Below are 23763 nucleotides of genomic sequence, written 5' to 3'. Positions count from 1 at the left end.
GGGAGCCCATCGTGCAGCCAACCCAACTCTCCCCAGAATCCCGGCAGTTGCGCAGAGTCGCGCTGTCCGGCCTGCTCGGCACCGCCGTCGAGTTCTACGACTTCCTCGTCTACGGCACGGTCGCCGCGCTCGTCTTCGGCGATCTGTTCTTCCCCGGCGCCGACCCCGCCGTCGGCACGATCGCCGCCTTCGGCACCTTCGCCGCCGGCTATGTCGCCCGACCGCTCGGCGGCATCCTCTTCGGTCACTTCGGCGACCGGGTCGGCCGTAAGTCGATGATGCTGCTGACCATGCTCCTGATGGGCAGCGGCAGCTTCCTGATCGGTCTGCTGCCCACCTACGACGCCATCGGTGTCTGGGCGCCCGTGCTGCTGGTCCTGCTCCGGCTGGTGCAGGGCATCGCGATCGGCGGTGAGTGGGGCGGCGCCACCCTCATGGTCGTCGAGCACGCCGAGCACAGCCAGGGCGCAAGGCGCGGACTGTGGTCCAGCTTCACCCAACTCGGCGCCCCGCTCGGCTCGTTGCTCTCGGCCGGAGTAGTCACCGCCGTCGCCGCCCTGCCCGACGACGACTTCCGCTCCTGGGGCTGGCGCGTGCCGTTCCTGCTCAGCGTCGTGCTGCTCGCCGTCGGTATGTTCGTCCGCCTCAAGGTCGCCGAGAGCCCGCTGTTCACCAAGCCCGAGCCGCGCGAGAAGCCGCCCGTACTGGAGGTGCTGCGGCGGCCGAAGCCGGTGCTGCTGGCGGCCTGTGTCGGCATCGGCGCCTTCACCGCACAGTCGCTGCTGACCAGCTTCATGATCACGTACGCCGTCGACGAGGGCTACAGCCGCCCGCAGGTGCTCACCGCGGTGACCGTCGCCTCCGCTGTCGCCCTGCTGGTCCTGCCCGCGGCCTCCGCCCTGTCCGACCAGGTCGGCCGCCGCCCCGTGGTCCTGACCGGCGCCATCGCCTCCGCCGCGCTCGCCTTCCCGGTCCTGGCGTTGGTGAACTCCGGCTCCCCCGGCCTGCTGATCCTCGCCCTCGCCCTCGGTCACGGCGTGGCCCAGTCGACGATGTACGGCCCGCTGGGCGCCCTGCTCACCGAGATGTTCGGCACCCGGGTCCGCTACACCGGCGCCTCCCTCGGCTATCAGGCGGCCACCCTGCTCGGCGCGGGCTTCTCCCCGCTGATCGCCAGCAGCCTGCTCGCCTCGAACGGCGGCGGCAGTACCCCTATCTCGCTGCTGCTGTGCGGCGGCGCGGCGATCACCGCCCTGACGGTGTGGCGGATCCGCGAGACCCACACCGACGCCCTGGAACCCGCCCCGGCCCGTTCCGCGACCCCCACTCCGGAAGGGACACCCCGTTGAGAACCCTGGTCGTCGTCGCGCTGGCCGTCACCCTCACCACAGCCGCCGCACTGCCCGCCTCCGACACCCACCTGGAGGGCGAACTCCCCTCGGGCGCCGCCTACCTGATGGACGTCCCCGCGGACTGGAACGGCACGGTCCTGCTCTACAGCCACGGCTACCGGGCCGCCGGCTGGCCCAACCCGCCCCAGAACGCACCCGATTCGGCCACCCGGGACAAGCTCCTGGACCAGGGATACGCGCTCATCGGCTCCTCCTACGCCACCACCGGCTGGGCCGTGACCGACGCCGTACCCGACCAACTCGCCACGCTCGACGTCTTCACGGAGAAGTTCAGCGAGGCCGACCGGACCCTGGCGTGGGGCACGTCCTACGGCGGACTGGTCACGACCACCCTCGCCGAACGGCACGCCGACCGCTTCGACGGCTCGCTCTCCATGTGCGGCCTGGTGCAGGGCGGGGTGGCGAACTGGAACAGCACGCTGGACCCGGTGTTCGCGCTGAACACCCTGCTCGGCTCGGACGTCCGGCTCACCGGCTTCGCGGACCAGGCCGAGGCGCAGGGCGCCGCGCAGACGCTCACCGCGGACGTCACGGCAGCTCAGGAGAGCCCGGAGGGCCGGGCCCGCATCGCCCTCGCGGCGGCCCTGCACAACATCCCCGGCGACGCCGTACCAGGGCTCATCCAATTCCCCGCCTTCAGCTGGCGCCAGGAAGCGGAGAGCAGGGCGGGCGGGAACCCGTCCTGGAACACGGGCGTCGACTACACGGCGATGCTCCACCGCTCGCCCCTCTACAAGGAGGTGACCGAGCTCTACAAGGAGGCGGGAGTAGCGCTGCGCGCCGACCTCAAGGCCCTCAACCGCGCACCCCGCATCACCGCCGACGCCTCGGCCGTACGGTGGATGAGCGACACCAGCGTCTTCAAGGGCCGCCTCTCGGACCCCCAGTTGAACATCCACACCACCGGCGACACCCTGATCCCCGTACAGTCGGAGAGTGCCTACCGCAGGGCCGCCACCGCGGCAGGCGCGGGCCAACTGCTGGCGCAGGCCTACGTGGACGCGCCGGGCCACTGCACATTCACCCCGGGCGAGATGGTGGGCGCCCTGCGGACGCTGGAGAACCGGCTGGACACGGGCCGCTGGGACGTGGCACCGGGATCGCTCAACTCCCTTGCCCAGCAAGAGGATCCGACCACTGACGCCCGCTATGCCGCTTACCGGCCCACCCCCTACCCCCGCCCCTACGACCTGGCCCACCCGGGAGACGCCCGGCCATGACCCCTCGCTCCGCGCCCGACCGGCTGCTGTCCGTGCTCGCCGCGTTCGACCACGAGCACCCGGCGTTGAGCCTGACGGACATCAGCCGGCGGGCCGGGCTGACCCTGACCACCGCACACCGCCTGGTGGGCGCCCTGACCGAGTGGGGCGCCCTGGAGCGGGACTCCTGCGGCGTCTACCACGTGGGACTCAGGCTGTGGGAGATCGCGGCACTGGCACCTCGCGGCCTCGCCCTCCGGCAGGTCGCGCTGCCGTATCTGGAGGATCTGTACGAAGCGACCCACGAGAACGTGCAGTTGGCGGTGCGCGACGGCACCGAGGTCGTCTACATCGAATGGCTCTCCGGCCGCTCGGCGGTCGGCGTCCACATCCGCGTCGGCGCGCGCTGGCCGCTGCACGCCACCGGAGTCGGCCTGGCCCTTCTGGCCCACGACGACCCGGCCCGCCAGGACGAGTACTGCACCGGCCCACTGGCGTCCTTCACCCCGTACACCATCACCGACCCGGCCCGTCTGCGCCGCGAACTGGCCGAAGTGCGCCGCACGGGCGTGGCGGTGAGCAGTCGTCAGGTCACGGACGACGCCCTGTCGGTGGCCGCCCCGGTACGCGGTCCGGGCGGCGCGGTGGTCGCGGCGGTGTCGGTGGTGGTGCCCGAAGCCGACGCCCAGGTACCGGTGTTGGCCCCGGCGGTGCGGATCGCGGCGCGGGGGATCTCGCGTGGGCTGGGGTGGCGGCCCTGACTCAGCCGAGCCGGGTGCGGGCCAGGTAGGTCACTTCCTCGCCCGCGTGCCGTGCCGTCGCCCGGCACGCGAGGGTCGTGTCGGAGGTGACCCGGGCCGGGGTGACGCGCCAGCGGACCGTCAGTTCGTCGCCCGCTCGCAGGAGGGGGGCGGTCAGCGGGTCCAGGGCGTGGAGGTCCCAGCCGCCGGGGGCGCCGAGGGTGAGGCGGGGGGCGGTCCAGGGTCGGGCGGAGCCGTTGGCGAGGGTGGCGGTGACGGTGAAGTCCGGTGCCCTGTCGGTGACTTCCAGCGTGAGGCCGAACGGCTTGCGCGGGTAGGTCGGCGACCAGGAGTCGCGCATCAGCTTCACCAGGGCGTCCGCCTGGGCCGGGCGCGCCGATGCCAGGTCGTGTCGCTCGCCCGGGTCCCGGGACAGGTCGTACAGCTCCACGTCCCACTCGTCGTCGGGGGCGCCCCGGTCCAGGCCCGGTGCGAACCGCACCGCCTTCAGGTCGCCGCGGCGCAGCGCCTCCGCGAGGTGCCGGCCCCGGCCCTGGTCGACGGCGTCGGCGCGCGGGGTGACTCCGCTGTGGTTGCGGTAGAAGTACAGGTGGTTGTGGCGGGCGGTGTGGCCCGAGCCGCGCAGCAGCGGGGCCAGGGAGAGACCGTCCACGTCGGTCGGGGCGGGGGCTCCGGCGAGGTCGGCGAGGGTGGGGAGCAGATCCGTCATCGGCGTGGGGCGGTCGGTGGTGCCGGCCGGGATGTGCCTCGGGGACCAGGCGATGAGCGGGACGCGGATGCCGCCCTCGTAGAGATTCCGCTTGTAGCCGCGCAACGTGCCGTTCGCGTCGAAGAGTTCGGGGTTGGTGTGGCCCTCCTCGTGCGGGCCGTTGTCGCTGGTGATCAGGACGAGGGTGCGGCCCGCGATGCCGAGCCCGGTGAGACGGTCGACGATCTCGCCGACCAGCGAGTCGAAGGTGGTGACCTGGGCGGCGTGCCGGCGGTCGGGGCCCGGCCAGGGGCGGTCGCCGTACTCGCCGTCGTCCGGGGTCTGGCTTGGGGCGTGCGGCAGGGCCGGGGTCAGGCAGAGGAGGAAGGGCTCGGCGCGGTGCGCGTCGAGGAAGGCCAGCGCGCGCTCCTTCAGCAGGTCGGGCGCGTAGACCTCGCGGGCGTCGCCGCGGTTGGCGGGGATCTCCTGGCGGGTGCCGTTGTGCCAGAGGTACTCGGGGAAGTAGTCGTGGGCGTGGCGGTGCCCGATGTAGCCGTAGAACTCCTCGAAACCACGGGAGTTGGGGTGGCTCGGCTGGTCCGGCCGCTCGGGGCCGAAGCCCCACTTGCCGAAGATGCCGGTGCGGTAGCCGAGCGAGCGGAGCGCCTCGGCGAAGGTGAAGTCCCGGTCGGTGAGCGCTCCTTGGCCGCCCGGTCCCCAGGGGTTCTCGCGGACGGTGGCGTGCCCGGCGTGCAGTCCGGTGAGCAGCGAGCAGCGCGAGGGCGCGCAGACGGGGGCGGTGGCGTAGGCGTCGGTGAAGCGCAGGCCCTCGGCGGCCAGGGCGTCCAGGCGGGGGGTGCGGATGAGTTTCTGGCCGTAGGAGCCGAGTTCGCCGTGGCCGAGGTCGTCGGCGAGGATCACCACGAAGTTCAGCCGGTCCGAGCCGGACTGCACGGCCGGTACGGCGGAGGCGGGCCTGCCGTCCGTCGGTGGCAGCGCCTTCTCGCCCTCCTCGCACGCGACGGCCGCCGTGGCAGCGACCGGCACGGCGGCGGCCGCGGTGAGGAAGCGGCGGCGGCTCGGCATACATGTCTCCTGGGAGGCGACGGGCAGGGGGTCCGGAGACGATGGTGATCGCAGCCGTCGGTCCAGGACCATGCACACGCTGTGAACGCTCTGTTTCGACCTTTCAGAGGGAAAGCCCCGGCTCCTGGTTCCTTCTCCACGGCATCGAAACGATCACAAACGGAGGCACGATATCCCTCTCACCGGTGAGGACGCCGCCGCATCCGGCCTCCGATACTGGAACGGCCTCTGGCCCCGAGGAGCCGCCCATGTCCCCGCCGTCCTGGCTCGCCCCTGCCGCCACCCGGCTGCGCACCGGACGGGCAGACCGTCGGCACCTACCCGGTCACCGGCGCGACGCCGATCACACCACCTGGTCCGGGATCATGGTGATCAGCGAGCGGTACAAGGAGACCCGGACGGAGTCCTCCACGGTGGGCCTCGGCGACGAGTACGACATCTCCGACGTCCCGCACGCCCAGCGGCTAATAACCTCCGGCACCTTCATCCACGGCACCTACTGGGCGTCCACCTCGGTGTTCGGCAGTGAGAACACCAGCCACGGCTGCATCGGGCTGCATGACGCGAAGGGCGCGGACGACAAGTCGGTGGACGGCTTCAAGTTCTGCGACAGTTCGATGCTCGGCGATGTGGTGGTCGTGACCAACTCCGGTAAGGAGACGGTCTATCCGGCCAACGGGCTGGGCGGCTGGAACCTGTCCCGGGCGGAATGGCAGGCCGGGCAGGCGCGCAGCGCATTCACGGGTTGAATCCTCCCCCTCATGAATGAGGGGGATTCCTGACTCAGGCCGCCTCCGAGAGCAGCGCTCCCGGAGGTCTTACGCCTTCGGCATCAGCCGGGTTGAGACCAGCCCGGACGAGCATCACGCGGGCGGAGTTCTTGTCCCTGGGCGAGGCAGTTCCGCACGCGGTGCACGTATACGTTCGTTCCGACAGCGGCAGTGCGTGCTTGGTTCTCGCCCCGCAGTGCGCGCAGTCCATCGTGGTGTGGGCCGGGTGCACCAGGTGTACGACCCGGCCGTGCTTGCGGGCCATCTCGGTCAGAGCCCGTTTGGTGGCGCCGATCGCCGCGTCAGCGGCCTTGCGCGCCATCGTCGACTTCGCCAGAAACCTGGGCCGGAAGTCTTCTACCGCCAAAGCGTCGTGGTCACGGACCACGCGCTTGGCCCATTTGCGGCTCGTGTCCTGACGTTGCCGGGCGATCTTCGCGTAGGTCTTCGCCCGCCGCTTCTTCGCCTCCCGGTAGCCCTTCGAGGCGGCCTGCCCCTTCTTCGGCTTGCGGCGGGCCATCATGCGGTCGTACCGCGACAGCTTGGCCTGTGCCTTCTTCCCGTGCTGGGCGTGCGGGAGATCGTGGGCGTCGGACGTGGTCGTCGCGATTTCGCGGACACCCCAATCGACACCGATCACCCGGCCGGTCTCCGGCAGCGGCTGCACCCGGACAGGGACCACGAACGAGCAGTACCAGTGCCCCACCGTGTCCTGGTACACGCGCACGCTGGAGGGCGCGGCGGGCAGGTCCCGCGACCACACCGGCGTCAGGACGATGCCCCCGGCCAGGTGCAGACGGCCGTCCTTGAGACGGAACCCGCGCTTTGTGTAGTTCAGGCTCGGCAGGGCTTCACGCTTCTTCTTCCACCCCGGCATCCCGGCCCGCTGCCGCTGCGGAAGCCGCTCGCGGATGGCCTTCTGCGCCTTCGCCCTGGACTTCCCGAAGTCGCGGATGACCTGCTGTTGCGGCACCGAGCTTCCCTCCCGCAGCCAAGGAGTACGGGCACGGGCCTCGGTCAGCATCCTGTCGAGTTGGGCAGGGCCGCAGGTCTCCTTGCCGGCGTCCTCGGGCCGAGTCCTGTTCCGGGCATGGATCTGCCTGGACTTGGCCACGCTCTCGTTCCAGATCCAGCGGCACCGGTCCCACTCGTCGATCAGCGCGGCGCGTGCGGTCGACGACACGCGCAACCGGAACGTCCACCGGGCGTGCCCGGCTTCCTCCTCGACCACCCCCACTCCCGCCACGCTCTCCCCCTTGCTCTCGCCCCGGACCGCACCACCTGAGCCCGCCGACCCCTTGATACGACCGTACGTGCGAGGCCCGCACACGCGCACCCGATCGCACGATCACCACTCCAACCGGTGACCACAGGCACGAGCGTTCGCACCGCCCCCGGCTGTGTCGGGCAGTCGCCAGGCGCTCCGCGCCCACGAACCGGATGCGGCGACGCTCCGCGTCGCCATGCCGGGATGCGAATCCTCCCCGGCGTCAACGCCGGCGCCTCCTCGCAAAAACAAGTGAACTCGCTGTGCCGTGAACGGGATTTCCTTGCTTCACCTCTTGACGACCTGAGCGCCGGGGAGCACATTGGCGGCACTTTGAGAGCGCTCTCAAGCGTGCTCAAGGGCTCCCCGCACCCCACACTCCGTACCCGAGAGGCAGCACCTCCCATGAGTGAAAGCTCCGGCACTCCCCACAGACGACGACGCCCGCTGCGTCGGGCACTCGTCGCCCTCTTCAGCGCCCTGGGCCTCGCGGCGGCCGCCGTCGCGTCCGCGGATGCCGCCGCTCCGCCGCCCCCTTCGGGCTGGACGCAGGTCTTCGTCGACGACTTCAACGGCGCGGCCGGCACCGGCGTCAACACCGCCAACTGGCAGTACGCGACCGGCCACGGCTACCCGGGCGGCCCCGCCAACTGGGGCACCGGCGAGATCGAGAACATGACGTCCAGCACCGACAACGTCGCCTTGGACGGCACCGGCAACCTCCGCATCACCCCGCGCCGTGACGCCTCCGGCAACTGGACGTCCGGCCGGATCGAGACCAACCGCGGCGACTTCCAGCCGCCGGCGGGCGGCAAGCTGCGGGTGCAGTCCCGGATCCAGATGCCGAACGTCACGGGCGCGGCCGCGCGCGGCTACTGGCCCGCGTTCTGGATGCTCGGCACGCCCTACCGCGGCAACCTGTGGAACTGGCCGAGCGTCGGCGAGCTGGACATCATGGAGAACGTCCAGGGCCTCAACACCGTCTGGTCGACGATGCACTGCGGCACGAGCCCCGGCGGCCCCTGCAACGAGACCACGGGCATCGGCGGTTCCCGCGCCTGTCCCGGCACCACCTGCCAGGCGGGCTTCCACACCTACGCGGTGGAGTGGGACCGCTCGACCAGCCCGGAACAGATCCGGTTCTACGTCGACGACATCAACTACCACACCGTGCGGGCCGATCAGGTGGACGCGACGACCTGGAGCAACGCCACCAATCACGGCTTCTTCATCATCCTGAACGTGGCGATGGGCGGCGGCTTCGTCGACGCGTTCGGCGGCGGACCGGACGCGGCGACCGTGCCCGGTCACTCGATGGTCGTCGACTATGTCCAGGTGCTGTCCAGTGGGAGCGGTACCACACCCCCGCCGACCGGCAACCGCGACGCCTACAGCGCCATCCAGGCCGAGTCCCACGACAGCCAGTCCGGCACGATCACCGAGGCGACCTCGGACACCGGCGGCGGCCAGAACATCGGCGCGATCGCCAACGGCGACTGGGCGCTGTTCCGGGGAGTCAACTTCGGCTCCACGGCGGCCACTCAGTTCGTCGGCCGGGTGGCGAGCGGCGCCGGATCCGGGGTGAGCGGACTGGTCGAGGTGCGCCTGGACAGCCGTAGCAACGCGCCCATCGGAAGTTTCGCGCTGGCCAACACGGGCGGCTGGCAGAGCTGGCGCACGGTCCCGGCCAACATCAGCGCGGTGACGGGCACGCACGACGTCTATCTGACCTTCACCAGCGGACAGCCGGCGGACTTCGTGAACGTGAACTGGTTCAACTTCGGCCGCTGAGAGGAGCGGTGAGCCGCCGGCGGTCCGGTCCCCGGGCGCGAAAAATTCGGACCGCCGGCGCGCACCGCGGTGCGAGACTGCGCCGCATGCTCAGCGAACTGGACTACCTCCGCGAGATCGAACGCCTCGCCCACCAGGTCAAGGTGGCGGCGTACGACGAGGGCTGGCCCCGCCCGGACGCGGACCCCGAGGACGCGACACCGCTCCAGCGCCGTGTGAACGCGCTGGCCCGGGTGCTGCACCACTACCATTTCGAGGGCGACGGCTGCCTGGAGGAGGACCGCCCCCGGGTCCGGCTCTTCGGTGCCGCGCTGCTGAAGCCGGGCGGCCTGGCGGACTACGACGAGACCTGCGCGCGATTCGGAGTCCAACCCCGACCGGAGGGCTGGGCGTTGTGGCACACCTGGGGCGACGGCGAGCTGAAGGTGACCATGGTGGTGTCCGCCGTGGAGAGCACCGAGGGGCTGCTCCAGAACTGGTCGCACGGCAGGTCGGTCGACCCCGTGACCCCACTGCCGTCCCAGGTCGCCCTCGTCCACATGGGCTGGATGGGCCCGATGACACTCTCGCCGCGAGGGGTCCGTCGTGTCGGAGTGGGCGGACAGCCGTTTGCCTGAGCGGCCCGAGCGAAGCAGCCACGACGGCGCCGCAGACAACCACTGACCGCCCCGGCGCCTACCGCAACTCCGCCCGGAACGCCGCCGGGGTCATGTCCGTGTGCTGGTGGAAGAACTTGGAGAAGTTCGCCGCGTCGGGGAAGCCGATCGCCGCGCCGACGCGGCCGACCGGCAGTTCCGTGTGGGCCAGCAGCCGCTTCGCCTCCAGGATCACCCGCTTGTCGATGAAGCTCTTCGGCGTCTCGCCCGTGGCGGCGCGGACCGCTCGGACGAGGGTACGGCGGGAGCAGCCGAGCTGATCGGCGTAGGCGCTGACGCTGTGGTTGGTGGCGAAGCCGCGCTCCACCGCGTCCCGGAACTGGGTGAAGGCCGAGCCGGCCTCCCGGCGGGCCGTGTCGTGCGAGCTCGCCGCGAGATGCGCGAGGCGCAACAGGAACGCCGAGAGGGAGTGGCGCAGGACCGCGGTGTGCAGGCTCAGGGGGAGCGTCGTGTCCTTGTACTCGCGGCGGAGCTGGCCGAGCGCCGAGCGGAGCGCCGTGAGCTGCGGCTCGTCGGGGTGGAGCAGGGGCGGCAGATCGTAGCGGTACAGGCCGGTCGCCTCGACCGTCGCCCGGGGCAGGAAGCCGGGCTGCATGGTGAGGACGGTTCCCCGGTACTCGTCGGCCGTCGAGAAGCGGTGGATCTGCCCGGGGCGGATCCAGAGCAGATCGCCGGGGCCCGCCTCGTACTCGGTGAAGTCGATCATGTGGCGGACGGGGCCCTCGTCGAAGAGCATCACGACGTGGAAGTCGATGCGGTGCACCCGCTCCAGCGGCACATCGGCGTGCCAGGTGCGATCGGGGCGCATGGGTCCGACCTGCATGCCGACGCCGAGCACGCTCAGGTCGACCGGGAAGGGGAAGGTTCTGATCCCGTCCTCGCCGCCGCCTTGCACCGTTCTGTCCACCATGTCCTTCTCGTACCGCCCCAGCCACGCACTCCGTGTCCCACTTTCACCACAGGCTGACACACGGCGACCTTCCCCTCTAAAAGTCAGACTTTTACTTTTGAACGCGCCAGAGAAGAAACCCGCTTCCACCAAGGACTTCTTGAAGATGAGCACGCAGACACCGGACAGCTTCGAATGGACCGAACTCGACCGGCGTGCCGTCGACACCGCACGCCTGTTGGCGGCGGATGCCGTGCAGAAGGTCGGCAACGGCCACCCGGGCACCGCGATGAGCCTCGCGCCCGCGGCGTACACGATCTTTCAGAAGGTGATGCGGCACGATCCCGCGGATCCGGAGTGGACCGGCCGTGACCGTTTCGTCCTCTCCCCCGGCCACACCTCACTGACGCTCTACACCCAGCTCTTCCTCGCCGGCTACGAGCTGGAGCTGGACGACCTCAAGGCCTTCCGGACCCAGGGCTCCAAGACGCCCGGCCACCCCGAGTACGGCCACACCGCGGGCGTGGAGACGACGACGGGACCGCTCGGACAGGGTGTCGCCAATGCCGTCGGCATGGCCATGGCCGCCCGCTACGAGCGCGGCCTGTTCGACCCCGAGGCCCCCGAGGGCGAGTCCCCCTTCGACCACACCATCTGGGCGATCGTCTCCGACGGCGACCTGGAGGAGGGCGTCTCCGCCGAGGCCTCCTCGCTCGCCGGCCACCAGAAGCTCGGCAACCTGGTCTTCGTCTACGACGACAACCACATCTCCATCGAGGGCGACACCGCGACCGCGTTCTCCGAGGACGTGCTGGGGCGCTACGAGGCCTACGGCTGGCACACCCAGCGCATCGAGCCCACCGAGGACGGCGACGTCGACGTCCGCGCCCTGTACGCGGCGCTGAAGACCGCGCAGGCCGAGACCGGGCGCCCCTCGATCATCGCCATGCGCACGATCATCGCCTGGCCCGCGCCGAACGCCCGCAACACCGAGGCCTCGCACGGCTCCGCGCTCGGCGAGGACGAGATCGCCGCCACCAAGCGGCTGCTGGGCTTTGACCCCGCACGCAGCTTCGAGGTGGCGGATGACGTGCTGGCGCACAGCCGCCGCGCCCTCGACCGGGGCGCCGAGGCGCACGCCGCCTGGGACAAGCGCATCGCCGAGTGGCGCACCGCCGTCCCCGAGCGCGCGAACTTGTTCGACCGGGTGGTCGCCGGTCAGCTCCCCGAGGGCTGGGAGTCCTCGGTCCCGGTGTTCGAGCCCGGCAAGTCCGTCGCCACCCGCGCCGCCTCCGGCAAGGTCCTCCAGGCGCTCGGCGCGGTGCTGCCCGAGCTGTGGGGCGGCTCCGCCGACCTGGCCGGCTCCAACAACACCACCATCGACAAGACCAGCTCCTTCCTGCCCAAGGGCAACCCGCTGCCGGAGGCCGACCCCTACGGCCGTACCGTCCACTTCGGCATCCGCGAGTTCTCCATGGCCGCGGAGATGAACGGCATCGCCCTGCACGGCAACACCCGTGTCTACGGCGGCACCTTCCTGGTGTTCTCCGACTACATGCGCAACGCCGTCCGGATGTCCGCGCTGATGCAGCTCCCCGTCACCTATGTGTGGACGCACGACTCCATCGGCCTCGGCGAGGACGGCCCCACCCACCAGCCGGTCGAGCACCTCGCCTCGCTGCGCGCCATCCCGGGCCTGAACATCGTGCGGCCCGCCGACGCCAACGAGACCGCCGTCGCCTGGGCGGAGATCCTGCGCCGGCACGCCACCGACCCGGCCCCGCACGGCCTCGCCCTCACCCGCCAGGGCGTGCCGACGTACGAGCGCAACGAGGACGCGGCCAAGGGCGGTTACATCCTGCGCGAGGCCTCGACCGGGACGCCCGACGTCGTCCTCATCGCCACCGGCTCCGAGGTGCAGCTCGCCGTCGCCGCGCGCGAGCGGCTCGAAGCCGAGGGGATCGGCACCCGGGTGGTGTCGATGCCGTCCGTGGAGTGGTTCGAGCAGCAGCCCCGCGAGTACCGGGACAGCGTCATTCCGCCGTCCGTGCGAGCGCGCGTCGCCGTCGAAGCCGGGATCGGTCTGACGTGGTACCGGTTCGTGGGTGACGCAGGACGCATCGTCTCCCTCGAACACTTCGGCGCCTCCGCCGATGCCAAGACCCTGTTCGCCGAGTACGGCTTCACTCCCGAGAACGTCGCAGCGGCCGCCAAGGAATCCCTGGCCGCCGCGCGTGGTTGATCCGACCGCCAGAAAGAAGATGATCACAGTGACCGAAACACTCAAGCGCCTCTCCGACGAGGGCGTCTCCATCTGGCTGGACGACCTGTCCCGTAAGCGGATCGCCTCCGGCAACCTCGCCGAACTCGTCGCCACCAAGCACGTGGTGGGCGTCACCACCAACCCGTCCATCTTCCAGGCCGCCATCGGATCCGGCGACGGGTACGAGGAGCAGCTCGCCGACCTCGCCGTGCGCGGGGTCACGGTCGACGAGGCCGTACGGATGATGACGACGGCCGACGTACGCGCCGCCGCCGACGTCCTGCGCCCGGTGTACGACGCGACCGGCGGCCGGGACGGCCGGGTCTCCATCGAGGTCGACCCGCGGCTCGCCCACGACACGGCGGCCACCGTCGCCGAGGCCAAGCAGCTCGCCTGGCTGGTCGACCGCCCCAACGTCATGATCAAGATCCCGGCGACCAAGGCGGGTCTGCCGGCCATCACCGCGGTCCTCGCCGAGGGCATCAGCGTCAACGTCACGCTGATCTTCTCCCTGGAGCGCTACCGCGAGGTCATGGACGCCTATCTGCTGGGCCTGGAGAAGGCCGCCGAGCGGGGCCTGGACCTGTCGTCCATCCACTCCGTCGCCTCCTTCTTCGTCTCCCGCGTCGACAGCGAGATCGACAAGCGGCTGACCGTCCTCGGCACCGAGGAGGCCCTCGCCCTGAAGGGCCGCGCCGCCCTCGCCAACGCCCGCCTCGCCTACGAGGCGTACGAGGAGGTCTTCGCCTCCGACCGCTGGGTGAAGCTGGCCACCGCGCAGGCCAACAAGCAGCGCCCGCTGTGGGCGTCGACCGGCGTGAAGGACCCGGCCTACAAGGACACCCTCTACGTCGACGACCTGGTCGCGCCCGGCACCGTCAACACCATGCCGGAGGGCACCCTGAACGCCACCGCCGACCACGGCGGGATCACCGGCGACACCGTCACCGGCGGCTATGTCCAGGCCCGCGCCGACCTGGAGGCCGTGGAGCGCCTCGGCATCTCCTACGACGAGGTCGTCACCAAGCTGGAGGACGAGGGCGTCGCCAAGTTCGAGGACGCCTGGCAGGAGCTGCTGGACGCGGTCGCCAAGTCCCTACAGAGCAAGGGAGCGGAGCAGGAATGACCACCGACTGGACCAACCCGCTGCGCGACGCCCGCGACCGGCGCCTCCCGCGCATCGCCGGCCCCTCCGGCCTGGTCATCTTCGGCGTCACCGGCGACCTGTCCCGCAAGAAGCTGATGCCGGCGGTCTACGACCTCGCCAACCGCGGTCTGCTGCCGCCGGGCTTCTCCCTCGTCGGGTTCGCCCGCCGGGACTGGGAGGACCAGGACTTCGCGCAGGTCGTGCACGACGCGGTCAAGGAACACGCCCGCACCCCCTTCCGCGAGGAGGTCTGGCAGCAGCTCGCCGAGGGCATGCGGTTCATCCCGGGTGACTTCGACGACGACATGGCGTTCAAGCAACTGCGCGCCGCCGTCGACGAGTTGGACGCCTCGCGGGGCACCAGCGGCAACTACGCCTTCTATCTCTCCGTACCGCCGAAGTTCTTCCCGAAGGTCGTCCAGCAGCTGAAGAAGCACGGCCTCGCCGAGGCTCCCGAGGGCTCCTGGCGCCGTGCGGTCATCGAGAAGCCGTTCGGCCACGACCTGGGCAGCGCCCGCGAGCTGAACGCCATCGTGCACGACGTGTTCGACCCGGAGCAGGTCTTCCGGATCGACCACTACCTGGGCAAGGAGACCGTCCAGAACATCCTGGCGCTGCGCTTCGCCAACCAGATGTTCGAGCCGATCTGGAACCGGTCGTACGTCGACCACATCCAGATCACGATGGCCGAGGACATCGGCATCGGCGGCCGGGCGGGCTACTACGACGGCATCGGCTCGGCCCGTGACGTCATCCAGAACCACCTGCTTCAGCTGATGGCGCTCACCGCGATGGAGGAGCCCGCCTCCTTCGAGGCCGGTTCGCTGCTGATGGAGAAGCTGAAGGTCCTCAAGGCCGTGAAGCTTCCGGAGGACCTGGGCCGGCACACCGTGCGCGGGCAGTACGCGACCGGCTGGCAGGGCGGCGAGAAGGTGCGCGGCTACCTCCAGGAGGAGGGCATCGACCCGGCCTCCACGACGGACACGTACGCCGCGGTGAAGTTGGAGGTCGACAACCGCCGCTGGGCCGGAGTGCCGTTCTACCTGCGCACCGGCAAGCGGCTCGGGCGCCGGGTCACCGAGATCGCGGTGGTCTTCCAGCAGGCGCCGCACTCCCCCTTCGACCGCACCGCCACGGAAGAACTGGGCAAGAACGCGATCGTCATCCGCGTCCAGCCCGACGAGGGAGTCACCGTCCGCTTCGGCTCCAAGGTGCCCGGCACCTCCATGGAGATCCGGGACGTGACGATGGACTTCGCCTACGGCGAGTCGTTCACGGAGTCCAGCCCGGAGGCGTACGAACGCCTCATCCTGGACGTCCTGCTCGGCGACGCCAATTTGTTCCCCCGTCACCAGGAAGTGGAAGAGTCCTGGAAGATCCTCGACCCGATCGAGGGGTACTGGGCGCGGCACGGCAGGCCGGCGCAGTACGCCTCGGGCAGCTGGGGCCCCGAGGAAGCCGACGAGATGCTCGCACGAGACGGACGGAGCTGGCGCAGGCCATGAAGATCGACCTGACCGACACCACGGCAAGCAAGATCAACAAGGCTCTCGTACAGGGTCGCCGCGCCATCGGCACCCCTGCCGTGGGCATGGTCCTGACGATGGTGATCGTCACGGACGAGGAGAACGCCTACGACGCGATCAAGGCGGCCGAGGAGGCCTCGCACGAGCACCCCTCGCGCACCCTGGTCGTCATCAAGCGGCATGCCCGTACCCCGCGCGACCGCACCGCCTCCCGCCTCGACGCCGAGGTCCGGGTGGGCGCCGACGCGGGCACCGGCGAGACGGTCGTGCTGCGGACCTACGGCGAGGTCTCCGACCACGCCGACTCGGTGGTCCTGCCGCTGCTGCTGCCGGACGCCCCGGTGGTCGTGTGGTGGCCGGTGGAGGCGCCCGAGAACCCGGCCAAGGACCCGCTGGGCGCGCTCGCCCAGCGCCGGATCACCGACCTGTACGCGGTGGAGAACCCCTTCGAGGTCCTGGAGACCCGGGTCCGCTCCTACGCGCCCGGCGACACCGACCTCGCCTGGACCCGGCTGACCCCGTGGCGCTCGATGCTGGCCGCGGCCCTGGACCAGGCCCGGGAGCAGATCATCTCGGGGGCCGTGGAGGCCGAGGCCGACAACCCGGCCGCCGAACTGCTCGCGCGCTGGCTGGAGGCACGGCTGAGGGTGAAGATCGACCGGATCGTCACCGCCGGGCCGGTGGTCACCGCCGTACGGCTCGGCACCGCGAACGGCGAGATCGTCATCGACCGCCCCGAGGGCCCGCTGGCCACGCTCTCCCTGCCGGGACAGCCCTCGCGCACCCTCGCGCTGAAGGTCCGCACCACCTCCGAACTCATCGCCGAGGAGCTCAGGCGCCTCGACGCGGACGAGATGTACGCCGTCGCCCTGCGGGGCGAGGTCGCCAAGGAGACCCCCTCTCATGTCTGACTCCCCGAAGCTCACCCGGCGGCCTGAGTGGACCGCCCTGGAGGACCACCGCGCCGAGTGGCACGTCCATCTGCGTGACCTGTTCGCCGCGGATCCCGAGCGCGCGGACCGGTATGTGGTGCGCGTCGGCGATCTGCGCATCGACTACTCGAAGAACCTCGTCACGAACGAGACGCTCGCCCTGCTCCAGGAACTGGCCGTCGCCACCGATGTGTTCGGGCTGCGCGACGCCACGTTCCGCGGCGACCGCATCAACATCACCGAGGACCGGGCGGTCCTGCACACCGCGCTGCGCGCCCCTCGGGACGCGGTGATCGAGGTGGACGGCAAGAACGTGGTGCCGGGGGTGCACCGGGTCCTCGACAAGATGACGGCCTTCGCCGAGGGGGTCCGTTCCGGGCGCTGGACCGGCCACACCGGCAAGCGCATCAAGAACGTCGTCAACATCGGCATCGGCGGCTCCGACCTCGGCCCGGCGATGGCGTACGAGGTGCTGCGGCCCTACACCGCACGGGAGTTGACCTTCCGGTTCGTGTCGAACGTCGACGGTGCCGACCTCCACGAGGCGGTGCGCGACCTGGACCCGGCGGAGACGCTGTTCATCGTCGCCTCCAAGACCTTCACCACGATCGAGACGATCACCAACGCGACCTCGGCGCGTTCCTGGCTGCTGGCCGGGCTCGGCGGCGAGGAGAAGGCGGTCGCGAAGCACTTCGTCGCGCTGTCGACGAACGAGGAGAAGGTCACCGAGTTCGGCATCGACCCGGACAACATGTTCGAGTTCTGGGACTGGGTCGGCGGCCGGTACTCGTTCGACTCCGCGATCGGCCTGTCCCTGATGATCGCCATCGGTCCGGCGGCGTTCCGGGACCTGCTGGACGGCTTCCACCTCGTCGACGAGCACTTCCAGACCGCCCCCGCCGAGGCCAACGCCCCGCTGATCCTGGGCCTGTTGGGCATCTGGTACGGCAATTTCTTCGACGCCCAGTCGCACGCGGTGCTGCCGTACAGCCACTACCTGTCCAAGTTCACCGCGTACTTGCAGCAGTTGGACATGGAGTCCAACGGCAAGTCGGTGGACCGTGACGGACACCCCGTGGACTGGCAGACCGGACCGGTGGTGTGGGGCACGCCCGGCACCAACGGGCAGCACGCCTACTACCAGTTGATCCACCAGGGCACCAAGCTGATCCCGGCCGATCTGATCGGCTTCGCCCGGCCGGTGGACGAGCTGAGCGAGGAACTCAAGGCGCAGCACGACCTGTTGATGGCCAACCTGTTCGCGCAGGGGCAGGCGCTCGCCTTCGGCAAGACCGCCGAGGAGGTCCGCGCGGAGGGCGTGGCCGAGGAGCAGGTGCGGCACCGCACCTTCCGCGGCAACCACCCGACGACCACGATCCTCGCCCGTGAGCTGACCCCGTCGGTCCTCGGCCAGCTCATCGCGCTCTACGAGCACAAGGTGTTCGTCCAGGGTGCCGTCTGGAACATCGACTCCTTCGACCAGTGGGGCGTGGAGCTCGGCAAGGTCCTCGCCAAGCGCGTCGAGCCCGCCCTCACCGAGGGCGCCGAGGTCCCCGGCCTCGACTCCTCCACCGCGGCTCTCGTGGCCGCCTACCGTGAACTGAAGGAAGTGCACTGAAATGCAGCTCGGACTCATCGGCCTCGGCAAGATGGGCGGCAACATGCGCGAGCGGATCCGCCGCGCCGGCCACACCGTCATCGGCTACGACCGCAACCCGGACCTCGCCGACGTCGCCTCCCTCGCCGAACTGGTCGACAGGCTCGAAGGGCCGCGCGTGGTCTGGGTGATGGTCCCGGCGGGCGCCGCCACCCAGTCCGTCGTGGACGAACTCGGGCAGCTCCTGTCCCCCGGCGACATCGTCGTCGACGGCGGCAACTCCCGCTGGACGGACGACGAGAAGCACGCGCGCGAGCTCGGCGAGAAGGGCATCGGCTTCGTCGACGCCGGTGTCTCCGGCGGCGTCTGGGGCCTGGAGAACGGCTACGCGCTGATGGTCGGCGGCGACGCCGAGCACATCGCCAAGGTCCAGCCGATCTTCGACGCGCTCAAGCCCGAGGGCCCGTACGGCTATGTCCACGCGGGCAAGGTCGGCGCCGGGCACTTCTCCAAGATGGTCCACAACGGCATCGAGTACGCGATGATGCAGGCCTACGCCGAGGGCTGGGAGCTGCTGGAGAAGGTCGACTCGGTGACGGACGTCCGGGAGGTCTTCCGCTCCTGGCAGGAGGGCACCGTCATCCGTTCCTGGCTGCTGGACCTGGCCGTGAACGCCCTCGACGAGGACGAGCACCTGGACAAGCTGCGCGGCTACGCGGAGGACTCCGGCGAGGGCCGCTGGACCGTCGAGGCGGCCATCGACAACGCCGTACCGCTGCCCGCGATCACCGCCTCCCTCTTCGCCCGGTTCGCCTCCCGCCAGGAGGACTCCCCGCAGATGAAGATGATCGCGGCGCTGCGCAACCAGTTCGGCGGCCACGCCGTCGAGTCGAAGTAGGTCCGGCCATGGGGGATCTACTGCTGGTCCGCCATGGCGAGACGGAGTGGAGCGTGTCGGGACAGCACACCAGCTGGACCGACCTGCCCCTCACCGAGCACGGCGAGGAACAGGCCAAGTCGCTCGCTCCGCTCCTCTCGTCCCGGACCTTCTCCCTGGCGCTGACCAGCCCCCTGGGCCGCGCCCGCCGCACCGCCGAACTCGCGGGCATCATCGGGGCGTTGCCCACCGAAGACCTCCGCGAGTGGGACTACGGCGGCTACGAGGGCATCACCACCCGCGAGATACACCGCACCCGCCCCGACTGGTACCTGTGGACCGACGGCGTCCCACCGGGCCCGGACGGGCACCCCGGCGAGTCTCCGACGGAGGTGGGGAAACGGGCCGACCGTGTCCTGTCCCGCGTGGACGGCGCTCTGCCGCACGGGGACGTGGTGCTGGTGGCCCACGCCCACTTCCTGCGCGTCCTCACGGCACGGCGGCTGGGGCTGTCCCCGGCGGAGGGACGGCTGTTCCAGTTGGCGACCGGGACGGTGAGCCGGCTGTCGTTGGAGCATGGGCGGCCGGTGATCGCGGAGTGGAACACGCGTCCTTAAAGGCGCGGTTGACACCCGTGGTTCGGCCGGGTCAGAGTCCCCAGCGATGGAGATCAACGATCTGACGGCGGCCGAACTGCGGGTGTGGCGGGCGTTCCCGCGCGGTGAGCAGGTGGACTTCGGCACCGCCGGGGACGAGGACACGGCGGGCGGCGCCGACTGGGGGCCGGAACGCACCCTGCGCGCCTCGGTGTTGAGGGCCTTACTGGTCAGCGCGCCCCAGGAGGAGGGGGAGATCGCCGTCCTCTGGGTCACCGGCGCCCGGATCACCGGCGTGCTCGATCTCACCCACGCCGTCATCGACCACCCGGTCCGGCTGATCGGCTGCCACTTCGACGAACGTCCGGAGCTCTACGGCATCCAGCTGCGCCGGCTCAGCCTGCGCGGCTCCGTGCTGCCCGGGGTGGGCCTCGGCGCCGCCCGCGTCGACGGCACCCTCCGCTTGACCGACTGCCGCGTCCAGGGGCCGCTGTCACTCGCGGGCGCCCAGATATCGGGCGCGGTGTTCCTCGACGGCGCCGAACTGACCGCGCCCGACCCCTCGGAGCCCGTGCTCAGGCTCAACCAGGCCGTCATCAACGACGACTTGTGGGCGCCCGGGATGCGCGCCCAGGGGGAACTCCGGCTCAGCGGAGCCACCATCAGCGGGTCGGTCAACCTGACCGACGCACAGCTGGACCGGCCCGGCCTGATCGCGATCGACGGACAGACACTCACCGTCGAGGGCGACCTCCAGCTCCGCCGGGCCGAGATCCACGGCTGGATCGGCCTCAGGGGTGCCCGGATCGCGGGCCGCCTGGACCTGTCGTACGCCCGCCTGTCCAATCCCGGCGACGCCACACTGCGGGCACGCAGCAGCATGATCGGGGAGCTGTGGCTGCGCAAGGGCCCGCCGCCCGAGGGCACGCTCAATCTGCGCCGCGCGGTGATCGACGACCTGTTCCTGGAACCGGAGATGGTTCCGGCGGAGGTCCGGCTCGACAACCTCGTCTACACCACCCTCACCCCGCACGAGCCCGCCGAGCGCCGGCTGGCCATGCTGGAGCGGGACCGCGACGGCTATGTGCCGCACGCCTATGAGCAGTTGACCGCCGCCTACCGCCGCATCGGCGACGACAACGCGGCCCGTCTCGTCCAGCTCGCCAAACAGCGCAGACACCGCTCCACGCTCTCCTGGTACGGCCGCATGTGGGGGCACGTCCAGGACGCGACCGTCGGCTACGGCTTCCGCCCGCTGCGCGCCTTCGGCTGGCTGGTGTCACTGCTCGCCGTCGGCTCGGTGACATACGCGCTCAACGAGCCCCAGCCGCTGAAGGCCGACGAGGCACCACACTTCAACGCCGTCTTCTTCACCCTCGACCTGCTGCTGCCGGTGATCTCCTTCGGCCAGGAGGGCGCCTTCGACCCGGCGGGCTGGTGCCAGGCGCTGTCGTACGTCCTCGTCCTCACCGGCTGGGTCCTGGCCACGGCGATCCTGGCCGGTGTGACCCGCACGGTCAACCGCCAGTGACCGCCCGCACCGCATGCTGCGCCGCCAGCCGCACCGGCGCGTTCTGGGCGCCGTAGCCCCGATAGCCGTCGTCACGCTGGACGAGTTCGAAGAACACCCGCCCCACGGTCTGGGTGTAGCAGTGCCGGAAGGCGCCGCCCGTGTCCCGGTCGTAGAGGATGCCCAGTTCGCGGTAGGTCTCCAACTCGCCGTCGGCGAAGTCGAATCGGGCCGCCAGGTCGTCGTAGTAGTTGGCCGGGACGGGGAGCGGGCCGCCGCCCGCCTCGCGGAAGCGCCGGGCCGCCGTGACCACGTCGTCCGTGGCGAGGGCGATGTGCTGGGCGTGGACCGTGTCGTCCCCCGGAGCCGCGCGCACGGTCAGGGCGATACGGACGCTGCCGTCGGCGTTGGTGACGGCGCGGCTGCGCAGCAGGCCGTAGGGGTCGGCGACGTCCACGCTCGGCTGGGCGTGCAGGCCGAGGACACCGCGGTGGAAGAGGGTCGCCTCGTCGAAGTGGTGCCAGGGCTGGGTGAGCGCGAGATGGTCGACGCCGGTCACGGCGGTGGCCGCCGGGGTGTGCGCTACGTCCTCGAAGTCGCCCCGCCAGTCGGACAGGGCGCCGCAGAAGAACAGTTCCGTGCCGTCGGGGGCGGCCACGGCGTCCAGGGCCGCGTCCTCGGGGGCGCGGCGGCGGGGCAGCACCGGGGCGAGGAGGGCCTCGGCGCGGCGGGCGGCGCCCGTGGGGTCGGGTGACTCCAGGCCGATGGCGGTGAGTCGGACGCTCTCGCGGCGTGCGGCACCGCCGGTGTTGACCAGGATCCGGGCCTCGCCCTGCTGCCAGAGGTCGACCGGCTTGCTGCGGTGCCGTGCGGTGCGGGCGAAGCCCAGGGCGGACAGCACGGCCGAGACCGGTTCGGCGTCAGGGGTGAGGAGTTCGGCGAAGGCGACCCCGGTGGGGACGACGGGTGCGGGCGGCTCGGCGAGGCCCACGGACTCCTGGAGGACCAGCAGGGAGCGCTGGGCGTCCACGGCGGTGGGGCCGGCCTCGGCCTGCCGGAAGACGTCGTTGAAGACCTCCAGCGAGAGCGGTCCTTCGTATCCGGTGCGCAGCACGTGCCGGACGAGCCCGGCCACGTCGAAGCCGCCCTGGCCGGGGAAGCAGCGGTGGTGGCGGCTCCACTGCAGGACGTCCATGCCGAGCAGCGGGGCGTCGGCCAGTTGCAGGAAGAAGATCTTCTCGCCGGGGATGTCCTCGATGCCTTTCGGGTCGGAGCCCCGGGAGAGGATGTGGAAGCTGTCCAGGCAGGTGCCCAGGGCCGGGTGGTCGGCCTGCTCGACGATGCGCCAGGCGTGGTCGTACGTACTGACGTGCCGTCCCCAGGCGAGCGCCTCGTAGGCGACGCGGATGCCGAAGTCCTGGGCGAGGTCGGCGAGTTCGGCGAGCTGCCGGGCCGCGAGGTCGTCGTCGTCCATCGCCTGCGGGGAGACGCTGGAGCAGACGAGCACGGTGTCGGCGCCGAGGCGGCCCATCAGCTCGAACTTGTGCCGGGCCCGGCGCAGATTGCGCGCGAAGACGTCCTCGGGCACCGCCTCGATGTCCCGCATCGGCTGGTAGAGGTCGACGGTCAGCCCCAGATCCGCACAGCGGGCGCGGATCTCCTCGGGGGTCAGCGGGCTGGCCAGCAGGTCGTTCTCGAAGATCTCCACGCCGTCGAAGCCGGCCCGGGCAGCGGCCGTGAGCTTCTCGGTGAGAGATCCACTGAGGGAGACGGTGGCGATGGACGTACGCACGTCGGTACCTCTCTTACTGCGGGGTTTACTGCGGTGCGGCCATGACGTCGGTCAGCGCGGCGAACTCCGCGAGCATCCGCGCGCTCTCCGGCTCCCGCCCGGTGAACAGCCGGAACGCGTCCACGGCCTGGAACACGGCCATACCGCCGCCGTCGAGGGTGGCGCAGCCCAGCTCCCGGGCGGTGCGGAGCAGTTCGGTCTCCAACGGCCGGTAGACCACCTCGGCGACCCACAGCCCGGGGTGCAGCAGCTCGGCGGGGAAGGGCAGGCCGGGGTGGGCCGCCATGCCGGTCGGGGTGGCGTGCACGATGCCGTCGGCCACGCCGAGCAGCTCGGCCAGCCGGTCCGGGGACGCGGTGGCGGCCCGCCCCTCGCCGAAGTGCCGGTTCAGGGAGTCGGCGAGGTCGGCCGCCCGCTCGGGCAGCGCGTCGACGACCGTGACCCGCTCGGCGCCGAGGGTGAGGGTGGCATGCGCCACGGCCGCCCCCGCGCCGCCCGCGCCGAGCTGGACGACCCGCTCCAGGGGCGCGTCGGGCAGCCCGCGCGCGAAGGACGCGGCGAAACCGGTGACGTCGGTGTTGTGGCCGACGGCCCGCCCGGCGTCGAAGACGACGGTGTTGACCGCGCCGAGCGCCTCGGCCTGCTGGGACAGGGCGTCGAGGTGCTCGATGACGAGCTGCTTGCACGGGTGCGTGATGTTGAGCCCGTCGAAGCCGAGATCGCGCGCGGCCCGCACCAGCTCGCCGACCCGCTCGGGCGGTACACCGAGGACGTCGATGTCGATCAGCCGATACACATACCTGAGCCCCTGCCGGTCGGCCTCCCGCTCGTGGAGGGCCGGGCTGAGCGAGGGTCCGATACCGGAACCGATCAGTCCGACGAGATACGAGTCCTTGGGCACCGCGGACCTCCAGGGCAGCTAATGTACGAACTAGTACGTTAGTCATAGCACTGCTTCCCCGGGCAGAGGAAGTGGTCCGGGCCGAGCTCTTACAATCGCGACA

The 23763-nt window shown here is 70.9% G+C and carries 18 protein-coding genes and 1 pseudogene; 14 read left to right on the top strand and 5 right to left on the bottom strand.

Going from position 1 to position 23763, the window contains the following annotated elements; all coding sequences use genetic code 11:
• Positions 1-11: 11 nt before the first annotated feature.
• Genes H4N64_RS01965 through H4N64_RS01955 form a run of 3 tightly spaced genes read left to right on the top strand, consistent with a single transcriptional unit; the run spans position 12 to position 3372 of the window.
• Positions 12-1349: an MFS transporter gene (locus H4N64_RS01965; RefSeq protein ID WP_336246618.1), complete on the top strand. Its 1338-nt coding sequence runs from the start codon at positions 12-14 to the stop codon at positions 1347-1349.
• Positions 1346-2632 carry an alpha/beta hydrolase family protein gene (locus H4N64_RS01960; RefSeq protein ID WP_222108425.1) on the top strand — a complete coding sequence of 429 codons (1287 nt, stop codon included), beginning with the start codon at positions 1346-1348 and terminating at the stop codon, positions 2630-2632. The genes H4N64_RS01965 and H4N64_RS01960 overlap by 4 nt, the downstream gene beginning before the upstream one ends.
• Positions 2629-3372 (top strand): IclR family transcriptional regulator, encoded by a 744-nt coding sequence (locus tag H4N64_RS01955; protein WP_186280299.1) that lies wholly within the window; start codon positions 2629-2631, stop codon positions 3370-3372. Before H4N64_RS01960 ends, H4N64_RS01955 begins: the two co-directional genes overlap by 4 nt.
• 1 nt (position 3373) lies before the next feature.
• On the opposite strand, the gene H4N64_RS01950 is transcribed toward H4N64_RS01955, so the two are convergent.
• Positions 3374-5146, bottom strand: coding sequence for a sulfatase-like hydrolase/transferase (locus H4N64_RS01950; RefSeq protein WP_186280298.1), 1773 nt, complete (start codon positions 5144-5146; stop codon positions 3374-3376).
• A 297-nt stretch (positions 5147-5443) separates the two neighbouring features.
• Here H4N64_RS01950 and H4N64_RS44760 point away from each other — a divergent pair.
• A pseudogene (locus H4N64_RS44760) lies at positions 5444-5895 on the top strand (L,D-transpeptidase); the annotation flags it as partial.
• A gap of 34 nt (positions 5896-5929) precedes the next feature.
• On the opposite strand, the gene H4N64_RS01940 reads toward H4N64_RS44760, so the two are convergent.
• Positions 5930-7162, bottom strand: a complete 1233-nt coding sequence (locus H4N64_RS01940) for an RNA-guided endonuclease InsQ/TnpB family protein (RefSeq protein ID WP_336246617.1) — start codon at positions 7160-7162, stop codon at positions 5930-5932.
• Between the two features lie 426 nt (positions 7163-7588).
• Between H4N64_RS01940 and H4N64_RS01935 the strand changes: the two genes are divergently transcribed.
• Both H4N64_RS01935 and H4N64_RS01930 read left to right on the top strand, forming a co-directional pair.
• Positions 7589-8974 (top strand): glycoside hydrolase family 16 protein, encoded by a 1386-nt coding sequence (locus H4N64_RS01935; RefSeq protein WP_186280296.1) that lies wholly within the window; start codon positions 7589-7591, stop codon positions 8972-8974.
• Positions 8975-9060: 86 nt separating this feature from the next.
• Positions 9061-9591, top strand: a complete 531-nt coding sequence (locus H4N64_RS01930; RefSeq protein ID WP_186280295.1) for a hypothetical protein — start codon at positions 9061-9063, stop codon at positions 9589-9591.
• Between the two features lie 58 nt (positions 9592-9649).
• Here the strand turns inward: H4N64_RS01930 and H4N64_RS01925 are convergent, their stop codons facing one another.
• Positions 9650-10540 carry a helix-turn-helix domain-containing protein gene (locus H4N64_RS01925; protein ID WP_186280294.1) on the bottom strand — a complete coding sequence of 297 codons (891 nt, stop codon included), beginning with the start codon at positions 10538-10540 and terminating at the stop codon, positions 9650-9652.
• Between the two features lie 145 nt (positions 10541-10685).
• Between H4N64_RS01925 and tkt the strand changes: the two genes are divergently transcribed.
• Genes tkt through H4N64_RS01885 form a run of 8 tightly spaced genes read left to right on the top strand, consistent with a single transcriptional unit; the run spans position 10686 to position 20988 of the window.
• Positions 10686-12761 carry a transketolase gene (gene tkt, locus H4N64_RS01920; protein WP_186280293.1) on the top strand — a complete coding sequence of 692 codons (2076 nt, stop codon included), beginning with the start codon at positions 10686-10688 and terminating at the stop codon, positions 12759-12761.
• A 19-nt stretch (positions 12762-12780) separates the two neighbouring features.
• Positions 12781-13908: a transaldolase gene (gene tal / locus H4N64_RS01915; RefSeq protein WP_186280292.1), complete on the top strand. Its 1128-nt coding sequence runs from the start codon at positions 12781-12783 to the stop codon at positions 13906-13908.
• Positions 13905-15434 (top strand): glucose-6-phosphate dehydrogenase, encoded by a 1530-nt coding sequence (gene zwf, locus H4N64_RS01910; protein WP_186280291.1) that lies wholly within the window; start codon positions 13905-13907, stop codon positions 15432-15434. The genes tal and zwf overlap by 4 nt, the downstream gene beginning before the upstream one ends.
• On the top strand, positions 15431-16366 hold the full coding sequence (opcA, locus tag H4N64_RS01905) for a glucose-6-phosphate dehydrogenase assembly protein OpcA (protein ID WP_186280290.1): 936 nt from the start codon (positions 15431-15433) through the stop codon (positions 16364-16366). Before zwf ends, opcA begins: the two co-directional genes overlap by 4 nt.
• Positions 16359-18005: a glucose-6-phosphate isomerase gene (gene pgi, locus H4N64_RS01900; RefSeq protein ID WP_186280289.1), complete on the top strand. Its 1647-nt coding sequence runs from the start codon at positions 16359-16361 to the stop codon at positions 18003-18005. Before opcA ends, pgi begins: the two co-directional genes overlap by 8 nt.
• 1 nt (position 18006) lies before the next feature.
• Positions 18007-18882: a phosphogluconate dehydrogenase (NAD(+)-dependent, decarboxylating) gene (gene gnd / locus H4N64_RS01895; protein ID WP_186280288.1), complete on the top strand. Its 876-nt coding sequence runs from the start codon at positions 18007-18009 to the stop codon at positions 18880-18882.
• 8 nt (positions 18883-18890) lie between these two features.
• Positions 18891-19478 carry a histidine phosphatase family protein gene (locus H4N64_RS01890; protein ID WP_186280287.1) on the top strand — a complete coding sequence of 196 codons (588 nt, stop codon included), beginning with the start codon at positions 18891-18893 and terminating at the stop codon, positions 19476-19478.
• A 46-nt stretch (positions 19479-19524) separates the two neighbouring features.
• Entirely contained in the window at positions 19525-20988 is a 1464-nt protein-coding gene (locus tag H4N64_RS01885; protein ID WP_186280286.1) for a translocation/assembly module TamB domain-containing protein, read from the top strand.
• On the opposite strand, the gene H4N64_RS01880 is transcribed toward H4N64_RS01885, so the two are convergent.
• Entirely contained in the window at positions 20975-22759 is a 1785-nt protein-coding gene (locus H4N64_RS01880; protein ID WP_186280285.1) for a TIM barrel protein, read from the bottom strand. The two genes, H4N64_RS01885 and H4N64_RS01880, sit on opposite strands and share 14 nt — an antisense overlap.
• A gap of 25 nt (positions 22760-22784) precedes the next feature.
• On the bottom strand, positions 22785-23660 hold the full coding sequence (locus H4N64_RS01875) for a shikimate dehydrogenase (protein WP_186280284.1): 876 nt from the start codon (positions 23658-23660) through the stop codon (positions 22785-22787).
• Positions 23661-23763 lie beyond the last annotated feature (103 nt).

It is taken from the genome of Streptomyces cupreus, assembly GCF_014257025.1.
Taxonomy (GTDB): Bacteria; Actinomycetota; Actinomycetes; order Streptomycetales; family Streptomycetaceae; genus Streptomyces; species Streptomyces cupreus.
Note: the sequence above shows the minus strand (reverse complement) of the source record. Positions and strands in the feature narration are given on the sequence as shown.